The organism is Paenibacillus sp. WC2504 (assembly GCF_052682475.1).
In genome coordinates this window covers 2,724,255-2,741,191 of record NZ_JBQZFH010000001.1, presented here as the reverse complement: position 1 = coordinate 2,741,191, position 16,937 = coordinate 2,724,255, and the positions used below count along the sequence as shown (strand labels likewise).

The window sequence follows — 16,937 nt, the reverse complement described above, 5'->3', positions numbered from 1 at the left end:
ACATGTAGATTAAGATGAACTTTTTAAAAAAAAGCAGGGTAAAACTTAAAGTTTTTCTAAAGTCTTGGCAGAAAAAAAACACCGCCTTGGTAGGCGATGTCAACGTTGGGGGATTCGGACTTCAAATAATGTACGAATTAAATTGCTTTGAACTGTGATGGTGCCATGATGCTGCTCTACGATATTCTTCACGATGAACAGGCCTAACCCGGAACCGCCTTTTTCATGTGTTCGGGCCATATCCCCTGTAAAAAACATATCAAAGAGATACGGCAGCTCCTCCTGCGGAATACAATCTCCGTAATTAACCACTTGGATCACTGCCTCTCCAACATCCGAATGGCCAAGAATATCGATAAACTGCCCATCTGCGCCATAGCGAATGGCATTCGTCAGAAGATTTTCAAATACGCGTGCCAGCAGATCTCCGTCACCCCAAACGAGCAAATGCGGAGTAATATTCATTCTGACTGTTACGTTTTTTTTAGATACGACAGGGAATAATTCCTCCGATAATTGGAAGAGAAGCTCGTTGAGATCGATCGATCTTGTTTCGAGAGGAAGCGTGCCATAGTTCATTCGAGCGATTTCAAAAAGCTCGTCAATCAGCTTTTCCAATCGTTGTGCTTTCGTGTAAGCAATGCGCGTATAGTGATTCGTTTGATCCCCCGTTAGTCCATCCGATTGAAGGATGAAATCCAGATAACCAATCACTGAAGTCAGAGGCGTACGCAAATCATGAGCCAAATTCAGTACCAATTGTTCCTTGCTGCTTTCCGCAAAATCGCCTCTTTCCATCGCTTGCTGTAGCTTCTCGCTTGCCCGATTAATGTCTCTAGCCACATCTCCGAATTCATCCTTGGAGGACAGACGAATACGGCGGTTGAAATCACCTTTCGCCAGTTGGTTAATTCCATTGGATATAACATGAAAATAAGTCGCATATCGTTTCGTGGAAAGATAGAAAAAATAAAAGGAGAGAGGAAGGAAGATGACGAGAAAAAAATTGATATCCCCGATATCTCTTATGAAATAACGCACTTTCGTTAAGGGATTCTCAAACTTGGTCGTGTAGTAATAGGATTGAAGGGCTTTAAAAAGGATATAGGTAATCGCCGCTGATAGTGACATGCTTAAACCAAACCATAAAATCATTCTAAATCGAAAGCTGCGGAACATATTAGCCATGGAAGGAGTACCCCACCCCCCAGACGGTTTTAATCCGTTTGGTTTTATGCATGTCTTCCTCCAGCTTTTTCCGAAGAGAGCGAATATGCACCATGACTGTATTGCTTCCCTCATAGTAGGTCTCACGCCACACTTGTTCGAAGATATGCTCCGAACTGAAAACCTTCTTGGGATGCCGGGCTAGCAGATATAAGATATCAAACTCTTTCGGAGTTAATTCAATGGGTTGGCCGTATAAAAAAACAGTACGTTCTTCGGGATAGATGAACAATCCACCGGCTTCCAAAACGGGTCTAGCCGTTTGCGTCGATAGAATGAATTGCTTTGATCGCCTCAACTGCGCGTTAACTCGCGCTACCAACTCCATCGGGTTGAATGGCTTGGTAACATAATCATCCGCTCCTCTTACCAATCCCGCAATCTTATCGAGGTCGGACGTTTTTGCGCTTAAAAAAATGATAGGGAAGTGATGCTTCTCTCGAATCTGCCTGGTTACTTCATAACCATCCCGTTTAGGCATCATAATATCCAAAATCGCCAAATCAATGACATGCGCGTCACAGGCAGCTATAGCCTCCTGACCGTCAGCTGCTTTCAGGCATCCGTAGCCTTCTTTCTCTAAATGAAGCTCGATAAGATCGGCAATCTCCGTCTCATCATCAGCTATCAAAATGGTAATCGACATCCTACATTCCCACCCTCCCTATAAATTTCATTTGTCCAATAGCAGCTATGACCTGCCGCTTAATCAAGGATAGGGAAATTTATTTAAAAAGATATGGGGCTAAAAATTAAATCTTTCTTAAATTCTTTAAAACAAAAGCAACAGGTTGACAAAAAGAAAACATGTAACTATTATTGTTGCATGTAAGGCGTGATCAGCAGAAGGAGTGAATATCTATGTAGCAAAAACTAAAGTTGGCGGCGCTGCCATGATCATGGAGAAGCTAGAAGCTAATTTATCTGCTATAATAGGGTAAACGTGTCGAATGGAAAGATGCCCATCCTTTCATAAAGACACTTCCTTCGTGAGGTGACAGTCATGGTTAACACACGTCTTTCCGTTGCTATTCATATAATGGCTCTAGTTCATACGAACCCTAAGGCTTCTTCCGATATGATTGCAGGAAGCGTCTCAACGAATCCCGTTGTCATTCGAAGAATTACCAGCATGTTGAAAAAATCCGGCTTAATCTCTTCAAGAGTAGGCGTTGCCGGGTTTGCATTGACCAAAAGTCCAAGCGAAATCACCTTATATGATATCTATAAATCTGTCCAATTAGAGTCAGAAATTTTCAATATTCATGATAATCCGAATCCGAATTGTACGGTAGGCAGGGAAATCCAACAAACTTTGGATGTAACCTTTGAAAGTGTAAAAGCAGCCATGGAAAATGAGCTTAGAAATAAAACACTACAAGATGTTATCTATCATATCTTCAAGTAGTACGAGCTTTTTTTCGACCGTGTTGTAACAATAATTATTACAGAAATCCTTAACCATTTTAGGAGGAAAAACAATGAAAATCGCCATCCTCGGAGCAACAGGAAAAGCTGGAAAACTCATTATGAAAGAAGCCCTTTCAAGAGGGCATGAAGTAACGGCTTTGGTTAGAAGTGTGTCCAAAGTACAAGAACCCCATGTACACGCTGTAGAAAAGAATATTTTTGATCTAACAGCCGACGATTTAAAGCCTTATGATGTTGTTGTAAATGCCTTCAACTCCACGCCGGGACTTGAGCAGCAACATGTGGAGGCTGGCAAAGTGCTGATTCAAGCTTATTAAAAGTGATTAAGCTGCCGATGTTTGTTGTCGGCAGCCTTTTTTTAATCATCAACATCTTGGGAAATGGTTAAGCTAACGCAGTAGGTCTAACCATAATTTCGCTGATCAGCGTATCATCCGGTTCGTTAATGGCAAATGCGATAGCTCTGGCAATGCTGTTAGGAGAAATCCCCAAGCCGCTTATTTGACCGGCTATCGCCTGCACTTCAGGACTCGTGATGCTGTCAAACAGTTCCGTCTTCGTCAGACCCGGAGCAATCACGGTCGATCGGATATTCGAAGTCGCCGATTCTTCAAGCCGCAGTCCTTCCGAGATGGCCCTTACTGCGAACTTGGTAGCCGCGTATACAGCCGATGTTGGTGACACCTGATAACCCGAAGTAGAAGACAGATTGATGATATGTCCAGATCGCTGCTCCCTCATGGCAGGCAGTACCGCGGCGATTCCATATAAAACGCCTTTGATGTTCACATCGATCATTTGATCCCACTCGGTTACTCTTAATTCATTCATCCTGGAACTCGGCATGACGCCTGCATTGTTCACCAGCACATCGATTCGGCCATATACAGCCAAGGCAAACTTAGCCAATTGCTGCATATCTTCAGCAGAAGCGACGTCGGCTTTTACAGAAGCAGCCTCGCCACCAGCCTGTTTGATTTCATCCACAATCGTGTGCAAGCGCTCCTCTCTTCTGGCTGCCAATACCACCTTGGCTCCATGTTTCGCCAACATTTTCGCTGCAGCTTCACCTATTCCACTGGATGCTCCCGTAATAATGATCACTTTACCTTGTATATTTTCCATCGCTAAACACTCCTTCACTGTTGAATATTATATTAAACACGTGTTGAATATTTAACGGCCGTTGATTAATATTATAGACAGAAGATCGGATTACTCAATGGTTGATTGATGCGGATTTGTTAGATATCCAACATCACCCTCCCTATTGTTGATTATCTGAAAAGGAGGTTACATAAAGTTGGAAAACGTCGCTAAAACCGACCGCCGCATTCTCAGAACGAAGCAAGCCATCACCAAGTCGTTTCTGGAGCTCTTTTCGGAAAAAGATTTTGAACAGATCACGATCAACGAGATCGCCGAGCGCGCCAATGTGAACCGCGGCACCATTTATCTGCATTACAATGACAAATACGACCTTTTGGACAAATGCATTGAAGATCAAATCAACGAATTGATATCGCTCTGCACGAAGCGGGAGAATCCTTCGGTTTCGCAAGGCATGGTGCAAGACCCCAAACCGATTTTTGATTATTTTCACGATAACTTCCCCTTCTTCTCCGCCATGTTTTCCAATCAAAGGGTTTTTCTATTCCGGGAACAACTGCTGAATTTTATCTCTGTCAATCTGATGGTTAAAATGAAAAAGCCGGACAATCAGCCCGACATCGATCTAGAGCTGAAAGCGCAATTCATGGCCTCTGCTTTCATTGGCATAGTAGAGTGGTGGATACGCCATCAAATGCCACATTCCACTCAGTTTATGGCCGACCAGGTTAGAAATTTATTTAAAAATAATCAAGTTTACCCTGCGAATAATTAAAAAAAGGGTGCCCCACACGCCAACATCTTGGCTTTAGGACACCTTCTTGTTTTAAACTTTAAACTGTCTAATTATGACATGCAATTCTTCGGCAATCGTAGATAAATTTGCAGCTGAGGATGAAATATCCTCCATGGATGCTAATTGCTCCTCGGCTGATGCGGATGCCTCTTGCGTTCCTGCTGCAATATTTCCCGAGGCTTCAGAAATGAACTGCATGGCGTGAACCAATTGTTCCGTGCCAGAGGCTACTTGAAGAACCCCTGAAGACACTTCTTGAATCTGAGTTGACACTTCATTAATAGCAGTCTCAATATGTTCGAACGACTCTCCAGCCGTATTAACTACTTCGATACCTATAGCTACTTCCTTCGTTGTAAATTCCACGGACTGAACAGCCTTGACTGCTTCCTCCTGAATCAACCCGATTAATTGTGAAATTCGCTCAGCGGAATTAGCCGATTGTTCTGCTAATTTACGAACCTCATTCGCGACAATCGCAAATCCGCGTCCTTGCTCTCCTGCTCTAGCTGCTTCAATCGCAGCATTCAGGGCCAGTAGATTCGTCTGCATGGAGATGCCAGCCATAACCTCAATAATCTGCCCAATTTCTTGAGAACGTTCGCCTAGACCTTTAATATTCGTCGATAAACCATTAACGGTCTGATGAATGGCATCCATCTGTTTACCAGCCGTCTGTATGGCACTCCCTCCTTGCGCTGCCTTCTCAGCCGCTTCCATAGCCACATCTTTAACAGAGTGCGCATTTCTCGCAATTTGCTGCACAGAATCGGATATTTTACTGACCGTTTCTAACGTTTCCTCCGCACTTTGAACTTCTTTTTCAGTACTCGACGCAATATCTTGCATCGTGATGGAGATCTGCTCAGTCGCATGACTCGTTTGTTCAGCACTTGTTGTTAACTCTTCCGCTGCTGCTGCAACTTGCTCAGAATTTATTCTCACTTGCACGATAATGTCACGCAAGCTTTCCACCATCTCATTCGAAGCGTGGACCAATTGCCCGACTTCGTCCTTCACATTCGTTATCATTTTATCCTCCGTTAAATTCCCTTCAGCAATGGACTTCATTCTGGCAACAATTTTAATAAGAGGAGCTACAATTTGATTGGCGATGAGAAGGGCCAGAATAATTCCTACGACTATGGCGATGATAGAAAGAGTTTCGATTTTCAATTGCAAACTATCCCCGCTAGATAACAACGCACTTCCCAGTTCCTGAATCTCCGATTCTCTAGTCAACGCTAATTTGTTAAAACCTTCGTCAATTTCACGTCCTGTAGAAGTAACTTCATTTTTTAAAATTTGTGTAGCCAAGTCCTTATTGCCACTATCGTAAGCAGGGAATAACTTTTGTTCAACAAGCTGCCTCCACTGAACGCTTTTCGCTATAAGATCTTTGGCTTCTTGCGAAGTCGTTATGGTCAAAAGTTTCTCCTGGTACTCCTTGCTCTCTTCCGTAGTTTCCAAGAACCTTTTTTTATAATCCGGGTCCCCAAATAAGACATAACCCCTTACCAAGGCTATACGTTTTTGTATATTTCCGCTTAGCTTTTCATCAATAACCAACTTCGTTACATCATTCGTTACGATTTGTTTGACACTCCCATTGAAAACGTTTACTTGTGTGTAGATAAAAACAGACATTACAACGAACAACACCAAAACAGCCGAGAAACCAAGTAAAATTTTAAGACGTAAACTCTTCAACTTCTTCATTGTCAGCTCTCCATCACTATTTTGTATTATATATACGACAAAATATATGATACATCTTTTACCTCTAAAGATAAACTACTTTTTCAATCTGCGGTAATGATGTGCAAGTAGCTTTTACCCTCCTAACTAACCTTTTTACAATACGGTACTATACGACTTAATAAAGGTTCATTCAATACATTAATAAGCAAGGAAACATGTTGATTTTGTAAAGATGAATGGCGAATTTTCACATACACTTGTAACTCAATTAGTCTTTTTTACGCAAAATCGACGGGATAAAACGCTTGCATTGATCAATTTATCTCGATAAATTTTTTCAATATGCAGGCAATTATGCATTCTCATTTGTGACTTTTTGTTGAACACATAAAATTTTTGTAAACTATTTCAAAAACAAAAAAGGCTGCCCAGAAGGTAATTTACCTTGTGGGACAACCTCTGTTTATTTCGTCTTACTAACTCTGTGCCCCGCAACAGCGATCGCATTCTTCCCGCTCCTCTTCACCTCATACATGGCTTCGTCCGCCTTTTGCAACAAACCTGTAAGATCCGAGGCATGATCGGCGTATAGACTCACTCCAGCGCTAAAAGAAACGGGAATTAACTTTTGATGGATGCGAAAAGGATTGGCAGAAAGCGGGGATAAGCGAGAATGTGCTTCCTCGTACACTTGCATTTGGGCCGAATCGAAAGGCATCAGCAGGACAAATTCGTCCCCGCCGATTCTTCCTGCAAGATCCCCTGGCCTTGCATGCAGTTCCAACAATGCCGCGATATGTTTTAAATAGTCATCACCAATCAAGTGCCCATGCGTATCGTTCACGGTCTTGAAGTTATCCAAGTCTATTAATATCAGTGCGAATGGCTCGCCTGCAGTTATTTTAAGATTTGCATGCTCTTGCACGGCGGCCCGGTTCAAGAGACCCGTGAGTGGATCATGGTAAGCCAAATGACGATACTTCCTTTCCGATTCAACCAACTGGCGTTCCGTAGCTTTCAGGGAGGTGATATCCGTCATATTCAGGATGACCATTCCTTCCTCCGCCCCTTCGATATTCTCCATGCTGACGATCATATCCAGCTGCGCCTGATCTTGAATATTCAGCTTCATTTCCCATTGCCTATTACTCATCTCATTCATCTGAAACTCATTCCATCTATCTTTGAAACTCGTATCATCGTAAAAAGATAGGCTTGAGATCACATCGACCCGCTCCATGTCATCTGTTTGTAAACTAAACAAACCCTTTGCACGCGGATTCATCTCTTTGACAATCCCCTGCAGATCCAGCAGGAAGATTGCGGTCGGAGCGGATTGGAACAAGGTGTGAAACAGATCGCGGTAACTGGGCAAAAAGTCGTATTTCGTAATGAGCCTTCTAAGCGAGACCACCCACAGAAGAGTTCCGGAAAAATAAAGAGCAATAGAAACTGAACTCGTAATAACTGCTAGAGACAGAAGAAAAGTCACAATAAGTATCCAGGCAAAAAGCGATAGTAATCCCGCCAAAAGTCTTATGAGCATCTTTTTACGTTTCACAAGTTGGGTAGTCAGCCAGGCAATTAACAAAATACCAACGGATAATAAAATATAACTTCCTACAAAAAAAACCGCTAAACCAAGCATAAGCGGACTTAAAGGACTAGGTCCATCTACCCTTGGCTGATAGAGATGTTGAGGACCAAATATCAGCAGCATCAACGCCAAAGAAAGCAGTGGAGTTACATATATCCATAAGACAAATTGTCTTATTGTCGAACTCGTCTTACCCGCAACAAGCACACTAAGATGCACAAGGTTACTAATCGTTAATAGCAGCATAGGAGCATTCCAAAAAAGCACAATCAAACTCTCATACTTCGGAAAAAGCGCTGTCTTGATATATTCACCTAGAAAATAAAAGAGTAATGAAAGCATAAGCAGCGAGGCCACGCGGTTCACCAGGTTTTGTTTATTCCGGGCGTACATTGAAATAGCCATATAAAAAAACATATAGGACGGTAATAAAATCGTCAGAAAATCAAGCGATATTTCGTTCATCTGGAAGTCCTTTTCATGAAGATTAACCCTATCATTTATCGTTTAATGTTATTCCAAATCTCACAAAAATACAACAACCCGAACGCTAGATCAGCGAACGGGCAGCATGTAATTTGACGCTATCGATGAGGGTCATACCAGGCTAAAACCGTGCTCCAGTTACTCCATCCATAATAAGGAACGCCTACATCCAGCTGGGAAATAAAAATCTCCGCTTTGCTTCCATCCGGATTCGAGATCCATACTTCCGCATGGTTTCCATCTGACCGGATCCACGTCAGTTTATTACTCTTTCTGAGCATGTACGGCGCGAAGTCACCGTTTTTCTCCAGAGGATGCGTAAGTTGCTTCTGCTCTTTATTTGAAAGTCTCAGCTGATACAAAGCGGGAAGCGGCCATACAGCATCCTCTTTGGCTTCCTTCGACCTAGAAACAATAATCATGCGGTCGTTTTCCCATGTAAAATCACGATCCGCGAATCCTTGAGGCGTATAAGAAGCCGGCTTCATGGCGGGCAGATCCTTGAGCTTCAAATGCTTATTCTGCACCGCCACTCGGCCTTCCCCTGCAATATAGGCGAGCCTCGCCTTCGCAGGCGACCAGGCAAACCATTGCGGATAGTGAAGCATGTTATCCAATTGCTGGAACTGTTCGCCATCCGAAGACAACACGCATAAGGCATTCCCGTCCGCAGACAAAGATGCCGTTGGATGTGCGGTAAACGAGATCCACTTCTTATCACTGGACCATTTGAATATGCTTGTGCCAACAGCGAAAAAACCAGGCGACTCCGTAGGAAGCGTATAAAAATGCTTACTCTTATTAGGGTCCATTTTGGCATCGGCCGGAACCATGTACAATTCCACATTCGTCCAACCGGATGGCCGCAGCTGAGCAGGTGACGATACTAGAAATCCACTGCCATCAGGTACCCATGAGTAGTTATCCACACCCAGAGTTACATTTTTAAAGGGATCCACTTTATCGCGGCCAATCCTTGCGGTATTCAGAACGCCATCTATTTTAAAAGCAAGATCATTCCTGTTTGGAGACCACTGAAAATTGTCACCGCCTGGATACACACGGTTATGCTTTTTCGCCTCCAAGCTGTACACCCATATCTCGTGCTGCTGTTCTCCAAGGGCAAGTGAGTAAGCAATGAACTTCCCATCTGCTGACCATTTGGGCTCGCTTACCTTTTGATTTCGTGTAACTTGCAGCTCCTTATCGTCTTTTTGGACCCATAGATCGCCGCCGCGCACAAACACAGCTTGTACAGATTGCCTTGGTTCAGCGAATCCGACATTACCGCATAAGACTGAAATCACCAGGCTAATGAACATAATTTTAATTTTCATCGGTTGCCCCCTTTTCAAATCGTACAGAAATATTTTTTGCAGGTTGTTCCAAATTATTCCTGAATAAAGAGCAACAAAAAAACGCTTATCAACTCCCTCTGACCACTGGCCCGAAGAGCAATAAGCGTTTTTCATTTCCAATAGCCGTATCTTACCAAAAGCCTGTAATACAAATAAACCAGGCTATAAGCAAGTATATAAGATGCAAAGGTCCAACCTATATTCCAATGATTGCTGTATTCTACTTTCCCAAAAATAAACGCCATATATTCCAGCGCAGTCGTAGCCAAGCAAAAAAAGCCTATTTTCAGAAACGCATGCCGATTATTTTTTCGAATCCAATAAATCATATAACCGGCCATAACGGGATAAAGCCCAATATCAAGCGGAAGTGCTGAAAGTGTCTCATCATTCTCAATCAATGGGGTAAAATCCCAAAAATTCAGATGATACCCGGTATCATTGATCAAGCTAGATATTGTAACCGTAATAGGAAAGATTAGAAACACAATAATTCGAGATTTCCTGTACAGATAAATGCCAAATATCCAGGGGATTAAAAAGCCTGCAATAATGTTAAATAACATGATTTTCACCTCTTTACTCTAGATCCCCTAGTATGACCCGTTGTTGGTGAAAATATGATGTTTGCGAACTTGCAGGCTCGGACGCTCTATGCCTATCGCTTGTTTGCTATCTTTTCAGCCGCATCGACCGTATGTTTGAGCAAGGTCGCAATGGTCACTGGACCAACCCCGGCAGGAACCGGTGTAATGGCCGAAGCTACCTCACAACAAGCGTCATAATCAACATCGCCTACGTTTCCAGGATTGTAACCTGCATCTAAGACAATAGCGCCTGGTTTTAGCCAATCGCCTTGAACAAAGCGAGGTTTCCCCACGGCAGCTACGACAATATCTCCCAAGCGCACGATATCGGCCAAATTCGCTGTTTTTGAGTGGCAGGTCGTAACTGTTGCATTCTTATTTAGCAGCATCAGAGAGACCGGTTTGCCGAGAATTGGACTTCTTCCGATAACAACCGCATGTTTGCCTTCAACAGGAATTTCGTAATAGTTCAAAATGGCCATGATTGCCGCTGGTGTACAGGAAGGGAACTCAGCAAATCCAAAAGCATTTTGAGCAAATCCCAATGTCGTTACACCATCGACATCTTTATCAATACGAATCGCCTCAAAAGCTGCCCTTTCATCGATATGCTTCGGGACTGGGTGCTGCAACAAGATCCCATGCACGCTGTTGTCATCATTAAGCTTGTGAATGGCTGCAATTAACTCCATCGTAGTCGTGTGTTCAGGAAGAGTAACACGAATAGATTGAATCCCCAGTCGCTTGCATGCGTTTCCTTTCATCCGTACATAAGTTGCTGAAGCAGGATCGTCGCCGACCAACACGGTCGCTAAACAAGGAACGACGCCTTGATTGGACAAGTTTTGAATTCTGCTGTTCAGCGATGCCTTTATGGCGTCTGCGACCCGGTTACCATCCAAGATTAATGTTTCTTTCGACATTTCAATCATCCCTTTTGAGTAAATTTGAAACGCAAAGAGGTAAGGGGATATCCCCTTACCTCTGCCCAGGCGTACGGCTGATTATCTATGTGCTCCCTCATGGTTCCCCATGTTCCGCCAGTCACACACAGTTACTTGTATGAAAACATAATAACAACTATAGCGATAGTTTTCAATGCGTATGGAAAAAAGACTACCCAGACCTTACTCCCGTCGTTCCAATTCGCCTGCAATAAGCTTCCAACTCATCGAATGAAAACTTGTAGAAGGTTAAATTATTCACAACTGATGATTGGAATCCAGGCAAGCTGCTCCACCTAGAAACAATTGGCTGTATCTCCTTATTGTCAGAAGAACTCCAGAACTGGAGCTGCTTCACGTCTGGATTACCAGCTTTAATAAGGCTTAATAACGCTTCAAGTCCACGTAGAAATAGCGGTGTACGCCGATATTGTTCCAAAATAAAGGCAATCTCGACCTGACAAATCTCTCGATCTTCATAATCATTTGCCCCTGTGCCGTTCACGAAACCCGCCGCACCTACGATATCGTAAGTCTCATCGTTGAAAATCAGCATGACTTGCCCGAACTGTAGCGGACTACCCATGAAAGCTAACTTCATCACGAAAGGATATGGCAAGTTCAAAAAGGCTTGTTGCTGAATCAAAAAACGGATGTAAGCTTCGAAATCCATTTCGAACTTACAAGTGCGGAATTCGAAACCCATTATACCGGATTAGCTCGCAAATTCTCGTTGTCTTTGACGATTTTACCGAAACCGCCTTTGCTCGTACCTTTTTTAATGCTTGGTGGAATTACAATCATGCATAACGCCTCCTTATCAAGGATAGTTGTCTGTCATATGTATATTATACCTTTACGAATTTATCTAAGAAAGCCCTCAAATTGTTAATTTTGACACCAAATTTCATTTGTTTGCCAAGTATGCTATCCTCTTCATGGCTTATGTCGGCAAATTTCGCATACAATCTACATAAATATACATTATCTGCAAGTGCTGCAAATCTCACTTCCTGGACGTCCGGATTGTCAGACATAATCTCGCTTACCAAGAAGCGCAATCCTTTAATGAAGAGCCTCGATCCTCGATACGCACGGTCGGCTATGGCCATCTCTACAAAAGCGATGTGTTTATCTTCGTAATCGTGCTCTGGTGTCCCAATGTAATAAGCACTTACCGCAATAATACGCTGTACGTTTTGATCCACCACCTGAATCAACTGACCATACTTGATGAACGAATACAACATCGTTATCGTGTCGGTGGCCGAATACGAGGGATGCATATCCCGCCGGTTTTCCAGAATGAACAAACTCACTTTAGCCAAATCATCATCAGTGACGCACCGTTTGTAAATACTAGCCGTCATAACGTTTACCTTCACTCCTTCCGCAACGAAGCCTCTACATTCGGCTCAATAATGTCTGCTGCAATGTTTGTAAAATCTGTGGATACTCTGCCGTCAACCGGTGAAAAGCCTCTCGTCTGACCGATAGCAGTACCGCAGGACTCAGTGCCTTCACTGCTGCATTCCTTAATGTGTTGCGGAGCAGCGCAATTTCCCCGAAATGATCGCCATCCTGCAGAACGGCAACACGTATCTCGCCTTTGTCCGGGATATTTTTCACAATTTCAAATTTGCCTCGAACGATAATGTAGCATTTATTCCCCTCTTCGCCCTCACGAACGATTACTTCGCCTTCCTTACATGTTTCTGTTGAGAACAAGGTAGCGATATCACTTAAAAGCGCTGTCTCAATGCCTTGAAAGAACGGCAGTTTAGCAAGCCGATTGACATCCACAGTCGCATGTAGACCGTCGTGAGATAGATGAAACCCGATCTGTTTCTCCCAAAGATTCGCATACTCCCCCTTTTGATCCAGAAGCTCTTGATGGGTGCCGCTTTCAATGATCTGTCCGTCTTTAAATACATAAATGACATCGGCGTGCACGACTGAAGCCAGTCTATGTGTAACGGAAATAATCGTTTTGTCTTTCCGGCTTTGCCCTATCAACTCATTAATATCGGCCTCCGTCGCCGGGTCTAACGCCGATGTGACTTCATCGAGCAGCAGCAACTTCGGCTTCCGCAGAAGCGCTCTCGCAATGGACAGTCGCTGCCGCTCTCCACCCGACAGAGAGCCCCCTTCGTGGTGAATCTGCGTGTCGTATCCATCTGACCAGTTGACAATGGTATCGTGGATCCGCGCCTGCTTCGCCGCTTCTATCATTTCTGCTTCCGTCGCAGCTTCATTATTTATCAGCAAATTATCACGAATGGAAGCGTTAAACAGAAATGTATCCTGCGTAACAAGCGTAGACAGCTTTCTTAGCGACGCTTCACTTGCTTGACGCAGATCGCAATCATTGATTGAGATGGCCCCCTGGTTCGGATCATAAAACCGTGATAGCAGCTGTAAAGCCGTGCTTTTGCCAGATCCGCTAGGCCCTACGAAAGCCACATACATGCCTTCCGTAATACGCATGCTCACTTCCTTTAATTGATTCGCTTCATCGTTATATCCGAACGTCACCCGATCCATCTGAATTGAAGTAAAAGATGAAGATAAAGGTACAGGATTCTCCGCGTCAGGAACGTCCGGCTGCTGCTCCAATATCTCCTTCACCCGGCGGAAACTGATACTCGAATCAATGAGATTTGGAATAAGGACCGACAAATTTGTAACCGATTGACCTACGGATAAAAACAACGTAAAAAATGCCATAAAACCGCCAACCGTAATATCGTCATTAAATATTAAATACCCACCGAAACCGATCATGATACCGTTGAGAATGAGCAGCGCCGTGAGCGGCAACCGTTCGATCAAAGCCCCAGCCATATGCAGCTTGAAGCCGAAAGTTAACAATTCGTTTATCTGTTTGCGCGCACGATCTCGGATACTCCCCTGCAAGTGAAGGCCTTTAATCGTTTTGTGCCCTTTGACCATCTCGTCAATCGTATTGGCGAAATGCTCCTGCGCTTCCTTGTATCCTGTGTTGGCAGCCTCCGCACGCCCCTGCAGCAATTTCGGCCCGATAAACATGAGCGAAGACCCAGCCAGCATAGCAAGGGTTAGCTTCCAATTGATTGAAAAAAGCATGACAAGTCCGAGCGTCACACTTAACGTTTCCTTCATCAGGAATGGATACGATATACGTACGACTTTCTCCATTGCACCCATATCGGCAGCAAACCGAGTAACCAAATCACCAACCTTGAACCGTTGATAAAACCGGAGCGATTGCTTTTGCATATGGTCAAACAGCTCACTGCGCATCTTTCGGATCATTTCCCCGCTAAGCTTGCCTAACGAGTAGTCGCCAAAAGCGCTTGCACAAATGTTCAATAACCCTCCGCTGAGCAGCACCGAAAGAATGAAAATGAATGCGTGGAGATCCTTAGGCATGAAAGCCTCATCTACCAAATATTTCAAACTTAAGGGTGAGGCAACGGAATACGCAATTTCGATGAAAATACTGCCTATGAATATAGCAGATAATAATTTATACTGTGCAAAATGACGCAGTATTGTCTTAATGAAAGGCAAAGAATATCGCCACCTCCTGCTATCCATAGATTACCTTAGATCTTTTAGGCTGTAAATCGTTCTAGCAATCCTTCAGATAAAAGAGTACAATCTCTGGTAATAAACTAGAGTTCATAAATGCACTATTCAAAGGAGAATGCATCGATGTCCCTTATTCGAGAAATGACAATCGAAGATTATGAGCAAGCCTTTTTACTCTGGAATCAGATTGAAGGTCTTGTATTAAGCGAGGCGGATTCTAAACCAAATATCGAGAGTTATCTAGCTAGAAATAAAGGATTTTGTTTCGTTTGCGAAGCAGACAATCAGGTGGTTGGAACTATTCTGGCTGGGCACGATGGCAGAAGAGGGTTTATCTATCATCTAGCTGTGAATCCGGAATATCGCAAACAAAGGATCGGGCATCGGCTTGTAGAAGCGAGTCTTGCGCAGTTAAGAGAGATAGGGATTGAGAAATGTCACATTTTTGTACTCGAAAATAATGATCTGGGCCATTCTTTCTGGACGGCTGCGGGTTGGGAAAAAAGAAGCGGATTTTTCGTTTATTCAAAAACCCCTTGAACCGCGAAATAAAAAAGGCTGTCCAGACTTGTTGGTCCAGCAGCCTTTTTTTCTATAATTTCAATGTCATAAATGAACTAAGCGGGTCTTCCGTGTAATCAGCAAACGGCTCACAATACTCGAACCCGGATTTTTCATACAGTTTTCTTGCCGGTTCGAAAGCTTCCATGGAGCCTGTTTCCAGACTTAACCGCTGATAGCCACGTCGCTTGGCTTCCCCGATAATGTGCTCAAGCAGCTGTTTGGCAACCCCTTTTCTTAGATGGGCTGAAGAAGTTCGCATGGATTTTATCTCACCGTGTCCGGAGTCAAGTTCTTTCATTGCGCCACAGCCGGCTAATTGTCCTTGGTCCCAGGCACTCCAGAAGGTAACTTCCGGCTTTTTGAGCCCATCAATATTCAGGGCATGCATGCTTTCCGGTGGTGAAAGCTCTGACATTCCTTTTAGATGTTCCAGAATTAATGCTTTTACTTCTGTACCCGTTAAATCGTCAACCTTAATATCCAACACAGCCATAGTGAATCTCTCCTTATCATTACTCTCTATTTCTAAGTTATATTTTACATGAATTCGCCAAAGGTCAAAACCTTTTTTGAGCTCAACCTTAAAATCAGTGCTTGATGGCTAAGTCCCCCTGCGATGCCGATTATGGACAATTTCAAAGCCTATACCGAACAAAACTAATCATCGCGAAGAAGACGCCGGGGAGAGTGCCTGGCGTCTTCCCTTGTTAATCCAAGTATGAGTGCGCTCTCCGTTATCCTTAACCTTGAGCTGCATCCGTGTTCATGTAGTTGATTGCCCACATATGGCCGTCCAAGTCCTCGAAGGCCCAATGATACATGAATCCATAATCCTCAGGTTCTTCGTACGATTTCCCGCCCAAGGAGACCGCAGTATTCACGATTTCATCCACCTTTTCTCGGCTCTCGAAGGCCAATGCGATCGTCATTTGCGCATACTTTTGCGTATCAACGGTTTCCTTCTGCGTGAGCGACTTTAGAATTTCTTTGGTGAGCAGCATGACCTGCAGGTTGTCGCCGATCACGATAGCCACCGACTTCTCATTCTCGGGGAATTGCGGGTTGAGCTTGAATCCGAGTCCGGTGAAAAACGCCTTCGATTGTTCTACATTGTTTACAGGCAGATTGAAGCTCGTGAATGTGGACATTAATGCCATTTTTAAACACCTCATCTTCAAATTGGTTTGTTGTCATTAGCCTAAAGCCGATCCGGGAATTCATCAGCCTACTTGATTCCTGACACTCCTGTATTGTTGTAATTCCCCGACCACAACAAAAGGGATAAGCAGTTGCAAACCCAGTATATCAACGAATTTCTCAACATACCAGAGTTACACGTAAGCTAGATTCTGTTTGTCCATCACAATGACTCGTCGCACCATTCCATCAAAATTCATCAGATCAGTCAACTTCCACCTCACCTACCAAAGACAAATTACACACTTCATGAACTGGAGCTGCTGCCGGTCGCCGTCCCCAACGGATGAGTAAGGCGGAGCTTGCGTGGCTAGCCTCGGCACCTGGGCCTGAAGCCGAGCAGCTCGGCCTTAGGGAACTAGAGGG

At 43.8% G+C, this 16,937-nt stretch carries 16 protein-coding genes, 1 pseudogene and 1 riboswitch; of the genes and pseudogenes, 4 read left to right on the top strand and 13 right to left on the bottom strand.

What is annotated here, in order from left to right; genetic code table 11:
• Window positions 1–99 precede the first annotated feature (99 nt).
• Both ACUN27_RS11910 and ACUN27_RS11905 read right to left on the bottom strand, forming a co-directional pair.
• The gene (locus tag ACUN27_RS11910; protein WP_445558969.1) at window positions 100–1,188 is read right to left on the bottom strand and encodes a sensor histidine kinase; all 1,089 of its coding nucleotides are present in this window, start codon (window positions 1,186–1,188) and stop codon (window positions 100–102) included.
• Window positions 1,181–1,873, bottom strand: a complete 693-nt coding sequence (locus ACUN27_RS11905; RefSeq protein WP_326062065.1) for a response regulator transcription factor — start codon at window positions 1,871–1,873, stop codon at window positions 1,181–1,183. The genes ACUN27_RS11910 and ACUN27_RS11905 overlap by 8 nt, the downstream gene beginning before the upstream one ends.
• 357 nt (window positions 1,874–2,230) lie before the next feature.
• Here ACUN27_RS11905 and ACUN27_RS11900 point away from each other — a divergent pair, with 357 nt between their 5' ends.
• Window positions 2,231–2,635 carry an Rrf2 family transcriptional regulator gene (locus ACUN27_RS11900; protein ID WP_326062064.1) on the top strand — a complete coding sequence of 135 codons (405 nt, stop codon included), beginning with the start codon at window positions 2,231–2,233 and terminating at the stop codon, window positions 2,633–2,635.
• 73 nt (window positions 2,636–2,708) lie between these two features.
• Window positions 2,709–2,963, top strand: a pseudogene (locus ACUN27_RS11895) (NAD(P)-dependent oxidoreductase); the annotation flags it as partial.
• A 79-nt stretch (window positions 2,964–3,042) separates the two neighbouring features.
• Here the strand turns inward: ACUN27_RS11895 and ACUN27_RS11890 are convergent.
• Entirely contained in the window at window positions 3,043–3,783 is a 741-nt protein-coding gene (locus ACUN27_RS11890) for an SDR family oxidoreductase (protein ID WP_445558968.1), read from the bottom strand.
• A gap of 178 nt (window positions 3,784–3,961) precedes the next feature.
• On the opposite strand from ACUN27_RS11890, the gene ACUN27_RS11885 reads away from it, so the two are divergent.
• Window positions 3,962–4,543 carry a TetR/AcrR family transcriptional regulator gene (locus tag ACUN27_RS11885; RefSeq protein ID WP_445558967.1) on the top strand — a complete coding sequence of 194 codons (582 nt, stop codon included), beginning with the start codon at window positions 3,962–3,964 and terminating at the stop codon, window positions 4,541–4,543.
• A gap of 51 nt (window positions 4,544–4,594) precedes the next feature.
• Here ACUN27_RS11885 and ACUN27_RS11880 read toward each other — a convergent pair whose 3' ends face one another.
• The 8 genes from ACUN27_RS11880 to ACUN27_RS11845 all read right to left on the bottom strand — a co-directional run bounded on the left by ACUN27_RS11880 (window position 4,595) and on the right by ACUN27_RS11845 (window position 14,789).
• Complete coding sequence (locus tag ACUN27_RS11880; RefSeq protein WP_445558966.1) at window positions 4,595–6,283, bottom strand: methyl-accepting chemotaxis protein; 1,689 nt, start codon at window positions 6,281–6,283, stop codon at window positions 4,595–4,597.
• A gap of 445 nt (window positions 6,284–6,728) precedes the next feature.
• A complete protein-coding gene (locus ACUN27_RS11875) occupies window positions 6,729–8,267 on the bottom strand; it encodes a diguanylate cyclase (protein WP_445558965.1) in 1,539 nt (512 codons plus the stop codon).
• Between the two features lie 179 nt (window positions 8,268–8,446).
• Window positions 8,447–9,685 (bottom strand): TolB family protein, encoded by a 1,239-nt coding sequence (locus ACUN27_RS11870; RefSeq protein ID WP_326062059.1) that lies wholly within the window; start codon window positions 9,683–9,685, stop codon window positions 8,447–8,449.
• A 131-nt stretch (window positions 9,686–9,816) separates the two neighbouring features.
• On the bottom strand, window positions 9,817–10,272 hold the full coding sequence (locus tag ACUN27_RS11865) for a CBO0543 family protein (protein ID WP_315952651.1): 456 nt from the start codon (window positions 10,270–10,272) through the stop codon (window positions 9,817–9,819).
• A 92-nt stretch (window positions 10,273–10,364) separates the two neighbouring features.
• Window positions 10,365–11,216 (bottom strand): bifunctional 5,10-methylenetetrahydrofolate dehydrogenase/5,10-methenyltetrahydrofolate cyclohydrolase, encoded by an 852-nt coding sequence (locus ACUN27_RS11860; RefSeq protein WP_326062058.1) that lies wholly within the window; start codon window positions 11,214–11,216, stop codon window positions 10,365–10,367.
• Between the two features lie 56 nt (window positions 11,217–11,272).
• A riboswitch (ZMP/ZTP riboswitch) is annotated at window positions 11,273–11,351 on the bottom strand.
• 58 nt (window positions 11,352–11,409) lie between these two features.
• Window positions 11,410–11,943, bottom strand: a complete 534-nt coding sequence (locus tag ACUN27_RS11855; RefSeq protein ID WP_445558964.1) for a hypothetical protein — start codon at window positions 11,941–11,943, stop codon at window positions 11,410–11,412.
• A 142-nt stretch (window positions 11,944–12,085) separates the two neighbouring features.
• A complete protein-coding gene (locus ACUN27_RS11850) occupies window positions 12,086–12,607 on the bottom strand; it encodes a hypothetical protein (protein ID WP_445558963.1) in 522 nt (173 codons plus the stop codon).
• A 34-nt stretch (window positions 12,608–12,641) separates the two neighbouring features.
• Window positions 12,642–14,789 carry an ABC transporter transmembrane domain-containing protein gene (locus ACUN27_RS11845; protein WP_445558962.1) on the bottom strand — a complete coding sequence of 716 codons (2,148 nt, stop codon included), beginning with the start codon at window positions 14,787–14,789 and terminating at the stop codon, window positions 12,642–12,644.
• Between the two features lie 144 nt (window positions 14,790–14,933).
• On the opposite strand from ACUN27_RS11845, the gene ACUN27_RS11840 reads away from it, so the two are divergent.
• Complete coding sequence (locus tag ACUN27_RS11840; RefSeq protein ID WP_315952659.1) at window positions 14,934–15,350, top strand: GNAT family N-acetyltransferase; 417 nt, start codon at window positions 14,934–14,936, stop codon at window positions 15,348–15,350.
• Window positions 15,351–15,402: 52 nt separating this feature from the next.
• Here the strand turns inward: ACUN27_RS11840 and ACUN27_RS11835 are convergent, their stop codons facing one another.
• A complete protein-coding gene (locus ACUN27_RS11835) occupies window positions 15,403–15,858 on the bottom strand; it encodes a GNAT family N-acetyltransferase (protein ID WP_315952782.1) in 456 nt (151 codons plus the stop codon).
• A gap of 256 nt (window positions 15,859–16,114) precedes the next feature.
• Complete coding sequence (locus tag ACUN27_RS11830) at window positions 16,115–16,531, bottom strand: VOC family protein (protein WP_315952661.1); 417 nt, start codon at window positions 16,529–16,531, stop codon at window positions 16,115–16,117.
• Window positions 16,532–16,937: the final 406 nt, after the last annotated feature.